This is a genomic window from Microbacterium paraoxydans (genome assembly GCF_018224615.1).
GTDB classification, from domain to species: domain Bacteria; phylum Actinomycetota; class Actinomycetes; order Actinomycetales; family Microbacteriaceae; genus Microbacterium; species Microbacterium paraoxydans_B.
This window is the reverse complement of record NZ_JAGTUK010000002.1, coordinates 725,627-744,116: the sequence shown is the minus strand read 5'-3', so window position 1 is coordinate 744,116 and position 18,490 is coordinate 725,627. Positions and strand designations below refer to the sequence as shown.

At 71.0% G+C, this 18,490-nt stretch carries 14 protein-coding genes and 1 tRNA gene; 3 read left to right on the top strand and 12 right to left on the bottom strand.

Annotated elements, in window-relative coordinates; all coding sequences use genetic code 11:
* Positions 1-6: 6 nt before the first annotated feature.
* On the bottom strand, positions 7-438 hold the full coding sequence (gene rplK / locus KE274_RS09335; RefSeq protein ID WP_025102337.1) for a 50S ribosomal protein L11: 432 nt from the start codon (positions 436-438) through the stop codon (positions 7-9).
* Positions 439-620: 182 nt separating this feature from the next.
* A complete protein-coding gene (locus KE274_RS16545; RefSeq protein ID WP_307872185.1) occupies positions 621-1,553 on the bottom strand; it encodes a helix-turn-helix transcriptional regulator in 933 nt (310 codons plus the stop codon).
* A gap of 105 nt (positions 1,554-1,658) precedes the next feature.
* On the opposite strand from KE274_RS16545, the gene KE274_RS16540 reads away from it, so the two are divergent.
* Positions 1,659-2,054, top strand: a complete 396-nt coding sequence (locus KE274_RS16540) for a VOC family protein (RefSeq protein ID WP_249186151.1) — start codon at positions 1,659-1,661, stop codon at positions 2,052-2,054.
* A gap of 79 nt (positions 2,055-2,133) precedes the next feature.
* Here KE274_RS16540 and nusG read toward each other — a convergent pair whose 3' ends face one another.
* The 3 genes from nusG to KE274_RS09315 all read right to left on the bottom strand — a co-directional run bounded on the left by nusG (position 2,134) and on the right by KE274_RS09315 (position 3,596).
* Entirely contained in the window at positions 2,134-3,168 is a 1,035-nt protein-coding gene (gene nusG, locus KE274_RS09325) for a transcription termination/antitermination protein NusG (protein ID WP_211543040.1), read from the bottom strand.
* Positions 3,169-3,210: 42 nt separating this feature from the next.
* Complete coding sequence (gene secE / locus KE274_RS09320; RefSeq protein ID WP_136034407.1) at positions 3,211-3,483, bottom strand: preprotein translocase subunit SecE; 273 nt, start codon at positions 3,481-3,483, stop codon at positions 3,211-3,213.
* A 40-nt stretch (positions 3,484-3,523) separates the two neighbouring features.
* A tRNA-Trp gene (locus KE274_RS09315) sits at positions 3,524-3,596 on the bottom strand.
* 193 nt (positions 3,597-3,789) lie between these two features.
* Here KE274_RS09315 and KE274_RS09310 point away from each other — a divergent pair.
* Both KE274_RS09310 and KE274_RS09305 read left to right on the top strand, forming a co-directional pair.
* Positions 3,790-5,613, top strand: a complete 1,824-nt coding sequence (locus KE274_RS09310; protein ID WP_211543038.1) for an HSP90 family protein — start codon at positions 3,790-3,792, stop codon at positions 5,611-5,613.
* A gap of 21 nt (positions 5,614-5,634) precedes the next feature.
* Positions 5,635-8,433 (top strand): hypothetical protein, encoded by a 2,799-nt coding sequence (locus tag KE274_RS09305; protein ID WP_211543036.1) that lies wholly within the window; start codon positions 5,635-5,637, stop codon positions 8,431-8,433.
* A gap of 27 nt (positions 8,434-8,460) precedes the next feature.
* Here the strand turns inward: KE274_RS09305 and poxB are convergent, their stop codons facing one another.
* From poxB to gabT, 7 genes are all read right to left on the bottom strand, one after another.
* Positions 8,461-10,185 carry a ubiquinone-dependent pyruvate dehydrogenase gene (gene poxB / locus KE274_RS09300; protein WP_211543033.1) on the bottom strand — a complete coding sequence of 575 codons (1,725 nt, stop codon included), beginning with the start codon at positions 10,183-10,185 and terminating at the stop codon, positions 8,461-8,463.
* 92 nt (positions 10,186-10,277) lie between these two features.
* On the bottom strand, positions 10,278-11,642 hold the full coding sequence (locus KE274_RS09295) for an NAD-dependent succinate-semialdehyde dehydrogenase (protein ID WP_211543032.1): 1,365 nt from the start codon (positions 11,640-11,642) through the stop codon (positions 10,278-10,280).
* A gap of 22 nt (positions 11,643-11,664) precedes the next feature.
* Positions 11,665-13,131, bottom strand: a complete 1,467-nt coding sequence (locus KE274_RS09290) for an NAD-dependent succinate-semialdehyde dehydrogenase (RefSeq protein WP_211543030.1) — start codon at positions 13,129-13,131, stop codon at positions 11,665-11,667.
* A gap of 24 nt (positions 13,132-13,155) precedes the next feature.
* The gene (locus tag KE274_RS09285) at positions 13,156-14,703 is read right to left on the bottom strand and encodes an APC family permease (protein ID WP_211543028.1); all 1,548 of its coding nucleotides are present in this window, start codon (positions 14,701-14,703) and stop codon (positions 13,156-13,158) included.
* On the bottom strand, positions 14,703-15,587 hold the full coding sequence (locus KE274_RS09280; protein WP_211543026.1) for a universal stress protein: 885 nt from the start codon (positions 15,585-15,587) through the stop codon (positions 14,703-14,705). The genes KE274_RS09285 and KE274_RS09280 overlap by 1 nt, the downstream gene beginning before the upstream one ends.
* Positions 15,587-16,969 (bottom strand): flavin monoamine oxidase family protein, encoded by a 1,383-nt coding sequence (locus tag KE274_RS09275; RefSeq protein WP_211543024.1) that lies wholly within the window; start codon positions 16,967-16,969, stop codon positions 15,587-15,589. Before KE274_RS09275 ends, KE274_RS09280 begins: the two co-directional genes overlap by 1 nt.
* 92 nt (positions 16,970-17,061) lie before the next feature.
* Positions 17,062-18,423 (bottom strand): 4-aminobutyrate--2-oxoglutarate transaminase, encoded by a 1,362-nt coding sequence (gabT, locus tag KE274_RS09270; protein ID WP_211543022.1) that lies wholly within the window; start codon positions 18,421-18,423, stop codon positions 17,062-17,064.
* Between the last annotated feature and the right edge of the window lie 67 nt (positions 18,424-18,490).

Below are 18,490 nucleotides of genomic sequence, written 5' to 3'. Positions count from 1 at the left end.
TTCTCCTCAGCCCTCGACCGTGATGCCCATGGAACGGGCGGTGCCGGCGATGATCTTCGAGGCGGCCTCGATGTCGTTCGCGTTCAGGTCGGCCTGCTTCTGCTCGGCGATCTGACGGACCTGGTCCTTAGTGATCTTGCCGACCTTGACGGTGTGCGGGGTGGCCGAAGCCTTCTGCACGCCGGCGGCCTTCTTGATGAGCTCCGCCGCGGGCGGGGTCTTCAGGACGAAGGTGAAGCTGCGGTCCTCGTAGACGGTGATCTCGACGGGGATGACGTTGCCGCGCTGCGACTCGGTCGCGGCGTTGTACGCCTTGCAGAACTCCATGATGTTGACGCCATGCTGACCGAGCGCGGGGCCGATCGGCGGCGCCGGGTTGGCGGCACCGGCGTTGATCTGAAGCTTGATCAGGCCGGTCACCTTCTTCTTCGGTGCCATTCTCTTTCCTTTCATCGAGGCGGACGACAGCCCTTCGCCTCGGCGCTGCGCGCCTCGCTCAGGATGAGCATCCGCTTCTCCCACGAACCGGCATCTCCGGGACGTGGTCGTCTGCGCGCACGCCGAAGCGGCACGCAAACCATACGAGTCTACCGCATGCGAAGCCCTCCAGCCGTCCGGACTCAGGCGTCGCGGTACTGCTCCGCGATCCGCTCCCCCAGCTCCCGTAAGGCCGCGCGCACCTCGACCGGTTCGAGCACCTCCACCGCCCCCGTCCACCCCGCGAGCTGCTCGGCCAGCGCGTCCGTGCGATGCGCCCGCACCTCGACCAGCAACTCGTCCGGATCGAGCATGGCGGCCTGCCGGCCGAAGCGGTCGAGCACCGCGCGCACCGCCCACGGCTCCGCCCTGACCACGGCCCGAGCCTCACCGCGCAGACCCTCGACCGACGCAACCATGCGCTCCCACGCGGCCGCCGCGTCGAAGCCGTCCGGCGCCCCGCCCGTCTCGCGCGTGACCTCGAGCTCCGCGATCCGGTCGAGGCGGTACGTGCGCAGCCGCTCGAGGTCGGCCACGCCGTCACGCGCCGGGGCCGCGAGCAGGTACCAGCGCGGCCCCCGGCTCCCGACCACGAGCGGCACCAGGTCGACCGGGCGCGCGGCCGCGCCGTAACGGACGAGCACGCGACGACGTGCGGCGATGGCCCGCTGCAGCTCCGCGACCCGCGGGCGCTCGGCCGCATCGTCCGCCTCACCCCACGAGGCATCCCGCACGGTCGCGTCGGCCACGCGCTGCGCCCCGGCGCGGAACGGCTCGGGAACGGCACGCATGAGCTTGCGCACGGCCGCCGTGTGCTCCGGCGCGGCAGTGCGACTCTGGCTCAACGCGATCAGCAAGGACGTCACCTCGCTCTCGGTCAGTCCGGTCAGGTCGGTACGGGCGCCGCCGATCAGCCGCCAGCCGCCGCCGCGACCCCGAGAGGGATAGATGGGCACCCCTGACATGGCGAGCGCCTCCAGGTCGCGGCGCGCGGTCGGCACCGACACCTCCAGTTCCGCGGCCAGCTCCGCGGCGGTGATGCGTGGACGCCCCTGCAGCAGCAGGAGGGCCTGGATCAGGCGATCGGCGCGGATGCGAACCTCTTTTCCGAAAGCGATCAGAGGATGATCACTTTGACGTCGAGCATAGAAGAAAAGCCGTTCCCACCGAAGGAGAATCCCATGTTCCGTGGCCTCGCCAACCTCAACCTCGTCGCCGAAGACCTGCCCGCCGCGATCGACTGGTACACGCGCGTGTTCGACGCCCCGCCCTACTTCGCCCGCCCCGAGCAGGGCACGCCGCAGTACGCCGAATGGCGCTTCGGCGACGACGACGACGAGTTCGCCCTCATGGACGCCCGCTTCCGGCCCGCTCTTCCCCAGCCGGGCGGCGCGCTCGTGAGCCTGCACGTCGACGACATCCACGCCGAGCTGGACCGCCTCGTGGGCCTCGGGGCCACCACGTTCGACCCCGTCACCCAGCGCGGCGAAGGGTGGTGGTCGGCCTCCGTCAGCGACCCCTTCGGCAACCTGCTCGGCCTGATCCAGAGTCCGCACTGGGCCGCGCAGCACGCGTGACCACGGGAACCCCGACCGCCGCCCCGCAACAGAGAACGCCCCGCCGGACGAACCGGCGGGGCGTTCTCGTGAAGCGAAGTCAGATCATCTTCGTGACCTGGTCGAACGACAGCTCGACCGGCGTCTCGCGCTCGAACAGCGACACGAGCACGGTGAGCTTGCCGCTCTCCGGCTTGATCTCGCTGATCGAACCGGGAAGGCCGGCGAACGAGCCCTCCTTGATCGTGATGGTCTCGCCCACCTCGAAGTCGACCTCGGCCGGCAGCGGACGGGCAACGGCGACGCCGCCCTTCGACGCGATGTTCTTGGCCGTCGGCACGTCCTTCACCTCGACGAGCGACTTCAGCATGTTGAAGGCCTCTTCGAAACGCAGCGGCGTGGGGTTGTGCGCATTGCCCACGAAGCCCGTGACGCCCGGAGTGTGACGGACGACCGACCACGTGTCTTCCGTGAGCTCCATGCGCACCAGCACGTAGCCGGGGATGCGCACGCGCGTGACCATCTTGCGCTGGCCGTTCTTGATCTCGACCACGTCTTCCATCGGGACCTCGACCTGGTAGATCTCGTCCTCGACCTCGAGCGTCGACTTGCGCTGCTCGATGTTGGCCTTCACCTTGCGCTCGAAGCCCGCGTAGGAGTGGATGACGTACCACTTGCCCGGGAGCATGCGCAGGTCCATGCGGAAGGCCTCGTAGGGGTCTTCCTCGGACTCGGCGTCGTCCTCGTCCGACTCGGCGGAGGGACGGTCGTCCTCGCCATTCACGTCGGGGCCGTCGTAGGGCGTGACCTCGTCGGCCGCCTCGGCCTCCTGCTCCGCGACCTCCTCGGCCACGGAATCGTTGAGGACCTCGGCGGCGGCCTCGGACTCCGCCGCTTCGTCCAGGTTGAGAGCGTCGTTCACGATCGCGTCCGCCTCCGGGTCGTCGATGTCGATGTCGATGTCTTCCGCATCCTGCTCGTCGTCCTCGTCTTCGACGTGGACGGCGACGTGCTCGGCCGAGGTGACCGAGAGCTCCTCCGCGGCGAGCACGTTGCCCTCCTGGGCCTCGTCCTCCTCGCTGGACTGCTCTGCGGCGGTCGCCCAGTCGGCGTCGTCGGAATATCGTTCAGACACGTTGCTTCTTCTCCATAGCTGCGGCGGCTGCCGCGGGGGTCATCAGCCAGGGATACCGAACACGTAGTGGGTCAGGAGCCCGAAGACGTAGTCGAGACCGTAGACGATGCCCATCACGATCACGACGAAGACGAGCACCACACCCGTGAACTTGAACAGCTCCTTGCGGGTCGGGGTGACGACCTTGCGCAGTTCGGCGATGACCTGGCGGATGAACAGGGCGATGCCCCCGAAGAACCGGGAGAAGGGGTTGCCCTTCTTCTGGCGCGTGGCGCCGGCCGCGACGACCTCGCCGCGCGGTTCGTCCTGATCCATCCTGAATGTACCTTTCGTGTGCCAGCGTTGCACTGACGCGCAGGGCGGACAGGAATCGAACCTGCAACCTGCGGTTTTGGAGACCGCTGCTCTGCCAATTGAGCTACCGCCCTAGAGGCCCGGGGGCCTCGGGGTGTCCTCTCATCCCACCGCTGAGCCGGAATCCGAAGACCCCAGGCACGGCGAAAGAATGCAGAGAACAACTGCTCCACAAGCATACGGCATCCGCCCGATGGTGCCGAACCGGCCTCGATATACGGGTTGTTGCTAGGCTCGGCGAGCGGATGCCGGCGAGAAGGGGCGCGTGTGGGTGGGGATGTGCAGCAGTTCCAGGTGGACCTGCGCGGAGTCGTCGATCTGCTGAGCAGACACATCTACTCGAGTCCCCGCGTGTACCTGCGCGAGCTGCTGCAGAACGCCCGCGACGCCATCGCCGCCCGCCGCGACGTCGACGGCGGCGGCGGACGCATCCGCATCACGCCCCTCACCGCGCAGACCGGCGAGTTCGTGCTGCGCGACGACGGCGTCGGCCTCACCGCGACCGAGGTCGCCGACCTGCTGGCCACGGTCGGCCGCAGCTCCAAACGCGACATCTTCGACCTGCCCCGCAGCGACTACCTCGGGCAGTTCGGCATCGGCCTGCTCAGCTGCTTCATGGTGGCCGACACCATCGTCATCCGCTCGCGCAGTGCCAGGGGCGGCGCGTCCGTCGAATGGACGGGCAGCGCCGACGGCACCTTCCAGGTCGTCGAGCTCGACGAGGAGCTCCCGGTCGGCACGAGCGTGCACCTGGTGCCCCGGTTCGACGCCGACGAGCTGCTGCGCCCCGCCGCCGTGCACGAGCTCGCCACGACCTTCGGCGAGTTCCTCCCCGTGCGCGTCACGATCGACACCGGCGCCGGCGACGTGGACGTCACGCGCGAGCCGCCGTTCCTCTCCCCCGCCGACGACCCCGACGCGGCCGTCGCCTACGGCCGCGACCTGCTGGGAGCGAACCCGCTCGACGTGATCGAGCTGAGCGAGCCGGGAACCGGGACGCGCGGGCTCGCCTACGTGCTGCCCTTCGCGCCACCGCCCGGTGCGCGCCAGGCCACCCGCATGTACCTCGGCCGCATGCTGCTGTCCGAGCGCGTGGACGACGTGCTGCCCGACTGGGCGTTCTTCGTGCGCGCGGTCATCGACTCCACCGGGCTCGCCCCCACCGCCAGCCGCGAGTCGCTCGTGGAGGACACGGCCCTCGAGCACGTGCGCGAACAGCTCGGCGCGGGCATCCGCCGCTGGGTGCTCGAACTCGGCCTGCGCGAGCCGCACCGCCTGGCGCAGTTCGTGGCGGTGCACGAGGTGGGCCTGAAGTCGCTCGTGCGCCACGACGAGGAACTGGCCCGGTTCATCACCCGGTGGCTCACGGTCGAGACCACGCACGGAACGCTGCGCATCGGAGACCTCGTCGAGCGCTACCCGCACATCCGCTATGCCCAGACCGTGGACGAGTTCCGCCAGGTCGCCGGCATCTCGCCCGCCGACGAGGTGCTGGTCAACGGCGGCTACCTGTACGACGCGGACCTGGTGCGGCTGCTGCCCGAGCTGTACCCCGCCGTGACGGTCGAGAAGGTCGACGTGGCCGGCGAGCTCGACCGGCTCGACCCGCCACCCCTGGACGACCGCGACGCCGCGGTCGCCCTCGAGAACCGCGCCGGTGCCGTGCTGGCCGCGTCGGACTGCGCCGTGGTCGTGCGGTCGATCGACCAGCCCACGCTCACCGGGCTGTACGTGGCCGACCCCGAAGTGCTGCGGGCGATCGACCGCAGCCGCACCAGGGGCGTCGCCGGAACGCTGTGGGGCGGTGTACTCGACCGCATCGACCAGACGCTCTCCGCCGCCCGCGACGACGACCTCACGGCGCGGCTGTGCCTGAACTGGTCCAACCGCGTGGTGCGGGCCCTGGTGCGCGTCGACGACGACGCCGTGTTCGCCCGCACCGTGCAGCTGCTCTACATCCAGGCCCTGCTCGCCGGACACCACCCGCTGCGCGACGCCGATCGCGCCCTGATGACCAGCGCCCTGGCCGACCTCGTCTCGCTCTCCGCCGGCATCGAAGGGGACGCCCTCCCCTTCGGCGACGCCCGCTGACACTCCACCGAAAGGCCCCTCATGGCACGTCCCAAGAAGCGCTTCCAACAGCTCATCGAGGAGATCGACCGCACCCCGTGGGGTCCCGCGGAGCAGGCCCTCGTGGCCGAGGCCGTCGCCCTCGCCGTCGAGCTCGGCGACGAGCGGCTGGAGTACGAGGCGCGCATGCGGCAGACCGCGTCCGCCAACATGACCGGCGCGACCGACGTGATGCTCAACTCCTTCGCGTGGTGCCTCGCCCACCACGACGCCGACCCGCAGCGCTTCCCCGCCGACCTCGACAACGGCGGCGCCGACCTCATGTGGCAGTTCAAGTGGATGGCGTCGTCGCTGCGCTCCTCCCCCGCGTTCTCGCAGGAACAGATCGCCGCCGTGCTCGACGACATGGAGTCGCACTACCGCGCCGCGGGACTCGGCCTCAGCGGCGTGCTCACCGCCCGCTTCGAGGACGCGTGGGACGCCGGGCGGATGGACGACGCCGAGGCGCTGCGCGTGCAGCTGGAGGCCACGCCCCGCGACGACCACAGCCACTGCGACGCGTGCGGCCGCAGCCAGTTCGCCGGGTTCTTCGCCGACACCGACCGCGACGCCGACGCCATCCGCCTCGTGGAGGAGATGATCGAGGGCGGCTTCTCGTGCGGTGAGGAGCCCGAGCACGCGCTCTCCCGCGTGCTGCTGCCCTACCTGCGCGCCGGCCGGCTGGAGGACGCCAAGACCGCGCACCTGCGCAGCTACCGGCTCGCGAAGGACAACCCCGACAACCTCCGCATCGTGGCCAACAACATCGTGTTCGCCGCCGTCACCGGCAACGAAGCGCGCGCTCTCGCCCTGATCGAGCGGCACATCGGCTGGCTCGCGCACGACGGCCTGAACGTCGACGCGCACTTCGCCGCGCTCACCGCGTTCGCCGTGGCGCTCGACCGGGTCGTGGCGACCGGGCACGGCGACACCCCCGTCCGTGGCGCCGAGGCCCCCGCCCTCACCGGGCTCTTCGGCGCGCACGACGGCGCGTGGACCGCGTCCGAACTGGCCACCGCCGCCTGGGCCGCCGCGGAGCGCATCGGCGCGCAATTCGACGAGCGCGACGGCACCGACGGTCACGCGCGGAGCCTCGACCGGATGCGCCGCCTCGCCGACGAGAGCTGGGACGTGCCGATCCGCTCGGACGCCTTCGTCGCCACCGCGCCCTCCACGACCCCGACGGACGCGGACGGCTGGTTCGACCGCGCGATGCAGCTCGCCCAGTTCGGCGCCGAGCACGAGACGCTCGAGGCCCTGCCGCGCGCGCTCGAGGTGACCGACCCGGGCAAGCGCGCCCAGCTGCTGTCGATGCGCCTCGGCATCCTCGTGGCGCTCGACCGCGTCGCCGAGGCCGAGCAGGTGCTGCCCGAGCGCATCGCCGCCCTGCGCGACGCGGGCCGCGACATCCAGGCCGACCTGGAGCAGCGCCTCGGACTCGCCACGTTCGGGCTCGACACCGACGACACCAGGGCCGCGCTGGAGGAGGAACTGGCCACCGCCGCGCAGCTGCCCGCGTGGTCGCGGGGTGACCTCGCGATCAGCCGCGCCTCGCTGCACCTGCACGCCGACGAGCCCGACGCCGCGCTCGACCTCGCCGAGCTCGCCGCCCGCGCGTTCGCCGAGGCCGAGGACACCCGGCTGTCGAACACCACCACGCTCATCGCGATCGGGGCCCTGCTGTCCAAGGGCGACCTGGAGGCCGCGACCGCGCTGCTGGACCGGTTCCTGGCGCAGGACGACCTGTCCGCCGGGCATCGCGCGAACGCCCTGCAGACCAGGGCGCGCGTGCGCGGCGGCACGGGCGAGCACCTCGACGGTGCCGCGGACGCCGACGAGGTCTGCCGCCTCCTGGCCGAACTCGGCGCCACGCGAGCCCTCGCCGACGCACACGTGCTCGCCGGGGCGCTGTGGGAGGACGCCGACCACCCCGACCGCGCCGTGTCGCGCTACCGCCTGGCCTCCCGCCTGCGCGCCGAGGCCGGAGGCGACGCGACCGGTGTCGACTTCCGTCTCGCCCGGGCCATGCTGCGCTCCGGCGACGCGCAGGAGGCCGCCGAGCTGTTCGGCGACGTGCTGCAGCGCGAAGAGCAGGCCGACGTGGCCCCCGCCTCGCGCGGCATGACCGCGACCCTGCTGGCGCGCGCCCTGGCCGAGTCCGGTGAGTTCGGCCAGGCCGTGGGCGTGCACGGCTACGCCGCCGAGCTGTTCGGCGAGGGCGAGGAGCACGCGGATCAGGCCATGGCCATGACCGAGCAGGCCAAGATCCTCGCCCGCTTCGACGAGCACGACGACGCCATCCGTCTCCTGGAGGGCGCCGCGGAGATCGTGCGGGGCGCCCCGGAGGCGGTCGGCGCGCTCAGCGAGGTGCTGCACAGCCTGGGCCAGGCATACGGCGGACGCGGCGACGAGCGGGCGTTCGCGCTGTTCGACGAGGTCGCGGCGCTCGCCCAGCAGCACGAGGCCGGGTGGCTGCTGGCCGACGTGACCGACTCCCGTGCCCGGGCGCTCGCCCAGCTGGAACGCGTCGACGAGGCCGTGGCCGCCGCGCTCACCGCCGCGGACGCCTTCGCGGCGCTGGGCGACCCCGGCTCCGCCGGAAGCTCCGAGCTGTTCGCCGCCCGGGTGCTCGCGGGCAACGAGCGGGCCGCCGACGCAGTCGCGGTGTACCGCAGCGCGCTCGACCACGCCGAGGGCTTCCCGCCGCTGCGCCAGGTCACCGCGCTCGAACTGGGCGACGTGCTGGAGAGCCTGGGCCGACACGGGGAGGCCGCCGAGGTGCGTGCCCTGCTGGAGAGCTGAGCGCGCACCCGCGGCGGCCCGGTGCCGTCAGAACAGCTGACGCCAGTTGGCCCGCGCCAGATCGAGCAGCTCGTCGCCGCGACCCGACATGACCGTACGGATCGCGTACAGCGCGAAACCCTTCACCTGCGCGGCCTCGATCGCGGGCGGCATCGACAGCTCCTGCCGCTCCGTGACCACGTCGAGCAGCGCGGGACCGTCGTGCGCCAGCACCTCCCGGACGGCATCGGGCAGCTCGTCGCTGCGCTCGACCCGCCGGGCGAAGATGCCCATGGCCTCGGCGATCGCGGCGAAGCTCGGGTTGTCCAGCCCGGTGCCGTACGTGACGAACCCGGCGGCCTTCATCTCCAGCTCGACGAAGTTGAGCGAGGCGTTGTTCACCACGATCGTCTTCACCGGGAGCCGGTTCTGCGTGAGGGTGAGCAGCTCGCCCAGCATCATCGACAGTCCGCCGTCGCCCGCGAGCGCCACCACCTGCCGCTCGGGATGCGCCACCTGTGCCCCGATGCCGTGCAGCAGCGCATTGGCCATCGACCCGTGCGTGAACGAGCCGATCAGCCGCCGGTGCTCCGTCATCGTCAGGTAGCGCGCGGCCCACACGGTCGGCGAGCCCACGTCGGCGGTGAAGATCGCGTCGTCCGCGGCGTGCTCGTCGAGCAGCCGGGCCAGATACTGCGGGTGGATCGGCCGGTCGCCCTTGGCGGGCACCGCGAGCTCGTCGAGCTTCTTGCGCGTCTTGCGGTAGTGCGCCGTGGCGTCGTCGAGGTGGTCGCGGTCGTCCTTGCGGGCCAGCCGCGGCAGCAGCGCCTCGGCCGTGGCGCGCACGTCGCCCACCAGTCCCAGGTCGAGCGGGTGCCGCTTGCCGAGCTGCGAGCCGCGGATGTCCACCTGGATCGTGGTCGCGTGGTCGGGGTAGAACTGCTCGTACGGGAAGTCGCTGCCCAGCACGAGCAGCGCGTCCGCGGCCTCCATCGCCCGGTAGCCCGATGCGAAGCCCAGCAGCCCCGTCATCCCGACGTCGAACGGGTTGTCGTACTCGATGAACTCCTTGCCGCGCAGGGCGTGCACGATCGGAGCGCCCAGCCGGTCGGCCAGCGCGATCACCTCGTCGTGCGCCCCCTCCACCCCGGCGCCCGCGAGGATCGTGACGCGCTTGGCGGCGTTCAGCATCGTGGCCGCCTGCTCCAGCTCGGCCGCGCTCGGCACCACCACCGGCCGGGTGCGGCGCACCACGACGGAACGGTCGTCGCCGATCTCCGACAGCGCCACGTCGCCCGGGATCACGAGCACGGCGACCCCGCGCTCCTCGATCGCCGCGCGCATCGCGATCTCCATCAGCCGCGGCATCTGCTTGGGGTCAGCCACGTACTCGACGTAGACGCTGCACTCACGGAACAGCTCCTGCGGGTGCGTCTCCTGGAAGTACCCGGTGCCGATCTCGGTGGTCGGGATGTGCGCCGCGATCGCCAGCACCGGCACACGCGAGCGCTGCGCGTCGTACAGGCCGTTGATGAAGTGCAGGTTGCCCGGACCGCACGAGCCGGCGACGACCGCGAGCTCACCGGTCGTCCCGGCGTCCCCCGCAGCCGCGAACGCCGCGGCCTCCTCGTGGCGCACATGCACCCAGCGGATACGGCCGTCCTTGCGCAGCGCGTCCGTGAAACCGTTGAGGGAGTCCCCCGGGATGCCGTACACCCGGTCGATCCCGTTGGCGTGCAGAGTCTTGACGATGTTCTCAGCGACGTTGGCCATACCCCGACCCTACGCCCGGGCGGACGGGAGGGCTCGGACGCGACAGCGCCCGGGAGCCGTGCGGGCCCCCGGGCGCTGACATCGCCTCGGACTCAGCCGATGCGGATGAGCTTCTTGTTGACGAACTCGTCCGCCGCGAGGTGCCCGAGCTCACGCGCGGTGCCGCTGCGCTTGATGCCGCCGAACGGCAGCTCCGGGCTGTCCGCGAGCACGAGGTTCACGTACACCATGCCCGCCTCGATGCGATCGGCCACGCGCTCCGCCTGCTCCTCGTCGGTCGTGAAGACGTACGAGCCGAGGCCGAAGGTCGTGTCGTTGGCCAGCTCCACCGCCGCATCCTCGTCCGCCACGCGGTACACGACAGCGGCCGGGCCGAACAGCTCCTCGCGGTACACGTCCATCTCCGGCGTGACGTCGGCGAGCACGGTGGGCGCGAAGAACGCTCCCTCGCGCGTGCCGCCCGTCAGCAGGGTCGCCCCCTGCGAGACCGCGGTGTCGATCTGCTTCTGCAGGTTCTGCGCCGCCGCCTCCGACGACACCGGGCCGAGCACGGTGTCGTCCTGCATCGGGTCGGTCGCCTCGACCGCCGCCATCGCCGCCGTGAACTTCTCCACGAAGGCGTCGTACAGCTCGTCGACGATGATGAAGCGCTTGGCGCCGTTGCACGCCTGCCCGTTGTTGTCGAGACGCGCGTCCACGCCCGCCTGCACCGTCGCGTCGAGATCGTCGGTCGACAGCACGATGAACGGGTCGGACCCGCCCAGCTCCAGCGCCACCTTCTTCAGGTTGCGGCCCGCGACCTCGGCGACGGCCGCACCGGCGCGCTCCGAGCCCGTCAGCGACACGCCCTGCACGCGCGGGTCGGCGATCATTCCGGCGATCTGCTCGTTGGTGGCGAGCACGTTCTGGTACGCCCCCTTCGGGAAACCGGCGTCGTGGTAGATCGCCTCGATCGCGCTCGACGACTCCGGGCACTGCGGTGCCGGCTTCAGCAGGATCGTGTTGCCGACGATCAGGTTCGGCGCCGCGAAGCGCACGATCTGGTACGCCGGGAAGTTCCACGGCATGATGCCCACCAGCGGGCCCAGCGACGAGCGGCGGATGATCGCCGACCCCTCCCCGAGGATCTTGATGGGCTGATCGGCCATGATGTCCTCGGCCTGATCGGCGTAGTACTCGGCGATGTCGGCGGCGAAGTCGACCTCGCCCAGCGCGGCCTCGCGCGGCTTGCCCATCTCACGCACGAACACGTCGGCCAGCTCCTCGCGGCGCTCGCGGTGCAGCTCGGCCGCCCGGCGCAGCAGCGCGGCGCGCTCCGCGACCGTGGTCGAGCGCGACCACTCGCGGTGCGCCTCGTCGGCGGCCGCGACGGCCTCCTCGATCTGCGCGTCGGTGAACGTGTCGTACGTGGCCAGGGTCTCGCCGGTGGCGGGATTGACGACGGCGTAGTCGGTCATGTCTCCTCCTCTTGCCGTCCGGTCAGGAGACCGGGATCAGCGTGTACTTGGTGGACAGGTACTCGTGGATGCCCTCGAAGCCGCCCTCGCGTCCGACGCCGGACTGCTTGACGCCACCGAACGGTGCCGCCGCATTGGAGACCACGCCCACGTTGAGACCCATCATGCCGGTCTCGAGCGCATCGATCATGCGCTGGCCGCGCTGCAGGTTCTCCGTGAACACGTACGACACCAGGCCGTACTCGGTGTCGTTGGCGAGGCGCACGGCCTCGTCCTCGGTCTCGAACGTCGCGATCGCGAGCACCGGGCCGAAGATCTCCTCGCGGAGGATCGCGGAACCCGCCACCACGTCGGTCAGGACCGTGGGCTCGTAGAACGTGCCGGTGCCCTCGAGCGCCTTGCCGCCCGCGAGCAGGGTCGCACCGCGCTGCACGGCGTCGTCGACGAGCTCGCCCGCCTTCGCCACGGCGTCCTCGTCGATGAGCGGGCCGATCGCCACGCCCTCCTCCGTGCCGCGGCCGATCTTCATGGCGTTGACGCGCTCCGTGACCCGCTTGGCGAACTCGCCGGCCACATCGCGGTGCACGATGAAGCGGTTGGCGGCCGTGCACGCCTGACCGATGTTGCGGAACTTGGCGGCCAGCGCGCCCTCCACCGCCTTGTCGAGGTCGGCGTCGTCGAACACCACGAACGGGGCGTTGCCACCCAGCTCCATCGACACGCGCAGCACGCCCTCCGCCGCCTGGGCGATGAGCTTGCGGCCCACCTCCGTCGAGCCGGTGAACGACAGCTTGCGCAGCCGCGGGTCGGCGATGATCGGCGCCGAGAGGGCGCTCGACTTCGACGTCTGCACCACGTTGACCACGCCGGCGGGGAGCCCCGCCTCCTCCAGCAGCTTCGTGAAGAAGATGGTCGTGAGGGGCGTGAGTGCCGGGGGCTTGATCACCACGGTGCAGCCGGCGGCGAGCGCCGGCGCGATCTTGCGGGTGGCCATCGCGAACGGGAAGTTCCACGGCGTCACGAAGAACGACGGGCCGACCGGGCGCTGCGACACGATCATGTGCCCCGTGCCCTCGGGGTTCAGGCCGTAGCGGCCGCTGATGCGCACGGCCTCCTCGCTGAACCAGCGGAGGAACTCGCCGCCGTAGGCGACCTCGCCGCGGGCCTCCGCGAGCGGCTTGCCCATCTCGAGGGTCATCAGCAGCGCCAGGTCCTCCTTGTGCGCCTGCACCAGGTCGAACGCGCGGCGGAGGATCTCGCTGCGCACGCGCGGCGCCGTGGCGGCCCACTCGTCCTGCGCGGCGACGGCCGCGTCGAGCGCGCGGATGCCGTCGGCGGGCGTCGCGTCGGCGATCGTGCGGATCACCTGGTTGGTCGCCGGGTCCTTCACGTCGAACGTCGCGCCGGTCTCGCCGTCGATCCACTGACCGCCGATGAAGAGTCCAGTCGGGATGCTGTCGAGCAGCGCCTGCTCGGTCTGAGTGCTCATGGGTTCTCTTTCTCTGGGTGGGGGCTAGGCGCGACGCCGCCGGCTCGCCGGGGCGTCGAGGCTGAGGGTCTGTCCGCGGAAGAACGCGGGGCGGCGGATCGCGTTCCAGATCATCACCACGACGCCGACCACGATGATCAGGATGCCGAGGATGAAGACGATCCCGATGCCGCCGATCTCCGACCCGGAGCCGTAGGCCGGGTCCATCGAGTCGATCAGCGTGGTGAAGAACAGGATCGCGAGGATGATGCCGCCCACCAGCGGGAACAGGAACGTGAAGAAGAAGTTGCGCGTGGAGTCGAACCACTGCTTGCGGAAGTACCACACGCACGCGAACGCGGTGATGCCGTAGTAGAAGCAGATCATCATGCCGAGCGTGAGGATCGTGTCCCACAGGGTGTCCTCGCTCACCACGCGCATGACCGCGTAGAACGCCGAGGCGACGATGGCCGAGACGATCGTGGCGTAGCCGGGGGTGAAGAACCGCGGGCTCACCTTCGCGAACGACTTCGGCAGCGCGCCGTAGTGCCCCATCGCGAGCAGCGTGCGGGCCGGGCCGACGAACGTCGACTGCAGCGACGACGCGGAGCTGGTGAGCACCGCGAGCGAGACGAGGAACGCCAGCGGACCGAGGATCGGCCCGGACAGGTGGAAGAACACGTTCTCCTGGATGTCGGCGTTGCCGAGACCGAGCTCGCCCGTGCCGACACCCGCGAACATGATCATCGCGACCGCCAGCAGCAGGTACAGGGACACGATCGTCAGCACCGTGACGGTCGCCGCGCGACCGGGGGTCTTCTCCGGGTCCTTGGTCTCCTCGTTCATCGTCAGGGTGACGTCCCAGCCCCAGAAGATGAAGATCGACAGCGACAGCCCCGCCGCGACGGCGCTGAACGACGAGATCGCGAACGGGTTGAACCAGTTGAGGTCGAACGGCTGGTAGTCGAACCCGTTGCCGCTCACGGCCTGCGTGATGGCGGCGATCGCGAAGAACACCAGCACCAGGATCTGGAAGCCCACGAGCCAGTACTGCAACTTCTGCGTGGTCTGCATGTCGCGGTACGACACCCACGTCGCGCCCAGCATGAACAGCAGGCACACGCCGATGTTGATCCACGTGACCCCGGCCAGATCGGCGATGTCGGGGTTGCCCGTGATCTGCGACAGCAGCAGGAACAGGAAGTCGACCGCGACGCCGGCGAGGTTCGACAGCACCAGGATGGTCGCCACGACCAGACCCCAGCCCGCCATCCAGCCCACCCAGGGGCCGAACGCGCGGGCGGCCCACGTGAAGGACGTGCCGGAGTCGGGCATGCGGTTGTTCAGCTCGCGGTAGCCGAACGCCACCAGGAGCATCGGGATGAAGCCGACGAGGATGATCGCCGGGATCTGCGCGCCCACCTCCGACGCGGTCGGGCCGACGGCGGCCGTGAAGGTATAGGCGGGGGCGATGCACGAGATGCCGATCACGACGGCACCGATCAGTCCGACGGTGCCGGCGCTCAGGCCCTTCGTGGAGATGCCGGTCGTGACGCCGGATGCGGGTTCCGTCGCCGGGTTGGTGCTGCTCATCAGCGGTCTCCTGCTTCGTTGCGGGTGCGCGGGACGACGATCATGGGGACGGGCAGCTCGTGCAGCATCTTCGCCGCCGTGGAGCCCAGGAAGAGCCGGCGGGGCTGGGCGAGCCGGCTCGAGCCGACCAGCACGACCTCGCCGGGGAGCCAGGAGAGACCGGCGACGGCGTCTTCCACCGTCTCGCCCGGCGCCTCCTCGACGACGGCGCTCAGGCCGTCCGGCAGCTGCTCGGCCGCGACCGCGAGCACCCGGTGCGCGTGCTCGCTGCCGGCCAGCCGGATCGCGCCCGTGTCCAGGCCCGGCGGCACGTCGAACGGCACGAGCGACACCAGCCGCAGCGACACCTCGGCCGCCCCGGCGAGCGCGACGGCCTGGTCGAGCACGCCCTCCGCGCCCGGACGCGTGCCGACCGCGACCGTGACGCGCGGGAGCACGTGGTCGTCCTGCTGCGCGAGCCCGGACGGGGCGAGGGCCACGGGGATCGGCGAGGAGTGCAGCAGCTCGGACGCGACACTGCCGAGGCGGTGCCGCCCGAAGAGTCCGCCGCCCGCCGTGCCGATCACGATCACGCTCGCGTCGAACTCCTCGCCCGCCGCGATCAGCCCCTCCGCGAACGACTCGGAGAAGCGCACATGACCGCTGCGCACGAGTTCCTGCGGCAGCCGCACGACCGCGTCCTGCAGCCACTTCCTGGCCTGCGTGCGGATCACGTCCTCGTAGGCGCGCTCGGGCGGGACCGCCGCGCTGCGCGTGCCCTCGGTGGGCAGCACGATCACCAGGTGCAGCGTCGCGCCGATGCTGCGGGCCAGCCGGGCACCCAGGGCTGCGGCGTCCGCTCCCGCGTCCGTCGCCGTGTACCCGACGACGACCGAGCCGGTCATCAGCTGCCGCTCTCGGAGGCGCCGGCGTCGCGGCTGGCGTCGACGATGTTCGACGCCACGAGGTGACCCATGCGGATCGCCCCGTCGACGTGCTGGTACCCGGCGCCTGCCATGTCGCTGCACGCGAAGTGGATCGGGCCGACGGGCGTGCGCAGGTCGGCACCGTAGCGGTGCAGACCGCCGAGGTCGAAGCTCGCGGCGTAGGCGCCCCTGGTCCACTCCTCCGAACCCCAGTCGCTCTCGTAGTACACGATCGGGTTCTTGGCCTCGGGGCCGTAGTAGTGCGACAGCGACTCGAGGATGCGCTCCTTGCGCTCCTCCGCCGACAGCTCGAACACCCCGTCGGCGTTCGCGTCGGACACGAAGCCGACGAGGGTGCCGCGCTCGTCGCCGTGGTTGGTGTTGTCGTACGCCTCGTGCGACAGCTCGTACGGGCTGAACGCCGTGCCGCTGAGGCCCTGCTCGCGCCAGAACGGGCGGTCGTACACGGCGTGCACCTTGATCACGAAGCCCATCGAGAGGTGCTGGTGCAGCTGGTGCTGGCGCCGCGGCAGGGGCGGCACGAACGAGATGCGGCTGTAGAGCACCGGGGCGTGCGCGAGGATCGCGTAGCGGGCGCGCACCGTGAGCTCGTCGGTCGTGGCGACCACTCCCGCGTCGGACCACTCGAGCGTGCGCACGGGCTGGTTCAGCAGCACGTCCTCCCCCAGGCGCTCGGCCAGGCGCAGCGGCACCTGCTGGAGACCGCCCACCACGCGCTTGTCGAGGATGAAGTCGGCGTCGACCAGGTTCGAGTAGGAGCCGGCCGAGGCCGCCATGAGCAGCGACTGCAGCAGCGAGAACGCGTGGGTGGGCTTGGTGAGCATGGCCGATCCGGTCGCGAACGCCAGGTTGCGCACGGCCTCGTCGTCGTCGGTCTGCGAGCGCAGCCACGCGTCCCACGAGATGGAGTCCCACTCGGCGGCGTTCGGGTGCTCCCACGGCTTGTCCGGGTCGATCTCGGCCACCAGGGCGTCGAGGATGCCGGTGATGCGGGCGATCACGGCCTCGGTCTCGGGCGACACGGGGAACATCTCGCCCGTGAAGCGCTGCGCCTTTCCGTCGGGGCCCACGTACACGCTGTCGCCTTCGCGGTAGCGGCTGTAGGTCTCGAGGCCCAGCTCCTCGATCGCGTCCTTCAGCGCGTCCTGGTCCGGCGACACCCACTGCCCGCCGATCTCGAGCATCGCGCCGTCGATCACGTCGGTCCAGAGCCGCCCGCCGACGCGGTCGCGGGCCTCCAGCACGGCGACCGACAGTCCGGCCTTGCGCAGATCGTTGGCGGCCGTGAGCCCTGCGGCTCCCGCACCAACGATCAGCACGTCGCGAGTGATCTCAGCCATCTGCAACTCCTTCGTCGTCGGGGGATGTGGGGGATGAAGTACCGGCCGCGTCCCGAAATCCCCCGATCCGGGGACGCGGCCGGACAGTGGTGTCAGGCCGAGGCGAGCGCCTGGGCGACGACGTCGAGGCCCTCGTTCAGCAGCTCGTCGCCGATCGACAGCGGCGGCAGGAAGCGGATGACGTTGCCGTAGGTGCCGCACGTGAGCACGATCACGCCCTGCGCGATGCAGGCCTTCGCGACGGCGGCGGTGAGCGCGGCGTCGGGCGCCTTGGTCTCGGGGTCGACGAACTCGGCCGCGACCATCGCGCCGTGCCCGCGGACGTCGCCGACGCGCGGGTCGTCCGCCTGGATCGCGGTGAGGCGACCGATCAGGATCTCGCCGATCTCGCGGGCGCGCTCGATCACGCCGTCGTTCTCGAACACGTCGATCGCGGCGAGGGCGGCGGCGCACGCGATCGGGTTGCCGCCGTATGTGCCGCCGAGGCCGCCGGAGTGCGAGGCGTCCATGATCTCGGCGCGGCCGGTCACGGCGGCGAGCGGGAGTCCGCCCGCGATGCCCTTGGCGGTGGTGATGAGGTCGGGCTCGATGCCGAAGATCTCGCTCGCGAACATGTGGCCGGTGCGGGCGAAGCCGGTCTGCACCTCGTCGGCGATGAAGACGACGCCGTTCGCGCGGCACCACTCGACGATCGCGGGGAGGAAGCCCTCGGCCGGGACGATGAAGCCGCCCTCGCCCTGGATCGGCTCGATGATGACGGCGGCGAGATTGTCGGCGCCGATCTGCTTCTCCAGCTGCAGGATCACGCGGGCCGCGGCCTCCGGACCGGCGAGACCGTCGCGGAACGGGTACGACATGGGGGCGCGGTACACCTCGGGCGCGAACGGACCGAAGCCGCTCTTGTACGGCATCGACTTGGCCGTGAGCGCCATCGTGAGGTTCGTGCGCCCGTGGTAGCCGTGGTCGAACGCCACGACCGCCTGGCGACCGGTGTGCTTGCGGGCGATCTTGATCGCGTTCTCGACGGCCTCGGCGCCGGAGTTGAACAGGGCGCTCTTCTTGGCGAAGTCGCCGGGGGTGACGCGGTTGAGGGCCTCGGCCACGCCCACGTACGACTCGTAGGGCGAGATCATGAAGCAGGTGTGGGTGAACTGCGCGGCCTGCGCGGCGACGGCGGCGGCGACCTTGGGGTGCGCGTTGCCGACCGTGGTGACGGCGATGCCGGAGCCGAGGTCGATCAGCGAGTTGCCGTCGGCGTCGACGACGACGCCTCCGCCCGCGGCCACGGCGGCGACCGGCACGGTGTGACCGACACCGGCGGCGACCGCGTCGGCCTTGCGGGCGAGGACCTCGGCCGAGCGGGGACCGGGAAGGGCGGTGACGAGGCGACGCTCCTGGGGGAGGTCGGGGCCGCCGAGGGGGGTTGCGGGTGCTGCGGTGTCGAGGAGTGCCATGTTCGCGAGCGTACGACCGCGATCGCGACCCCCGCATTCGCCGACTTGTACAATCTGAGCAGCGGAT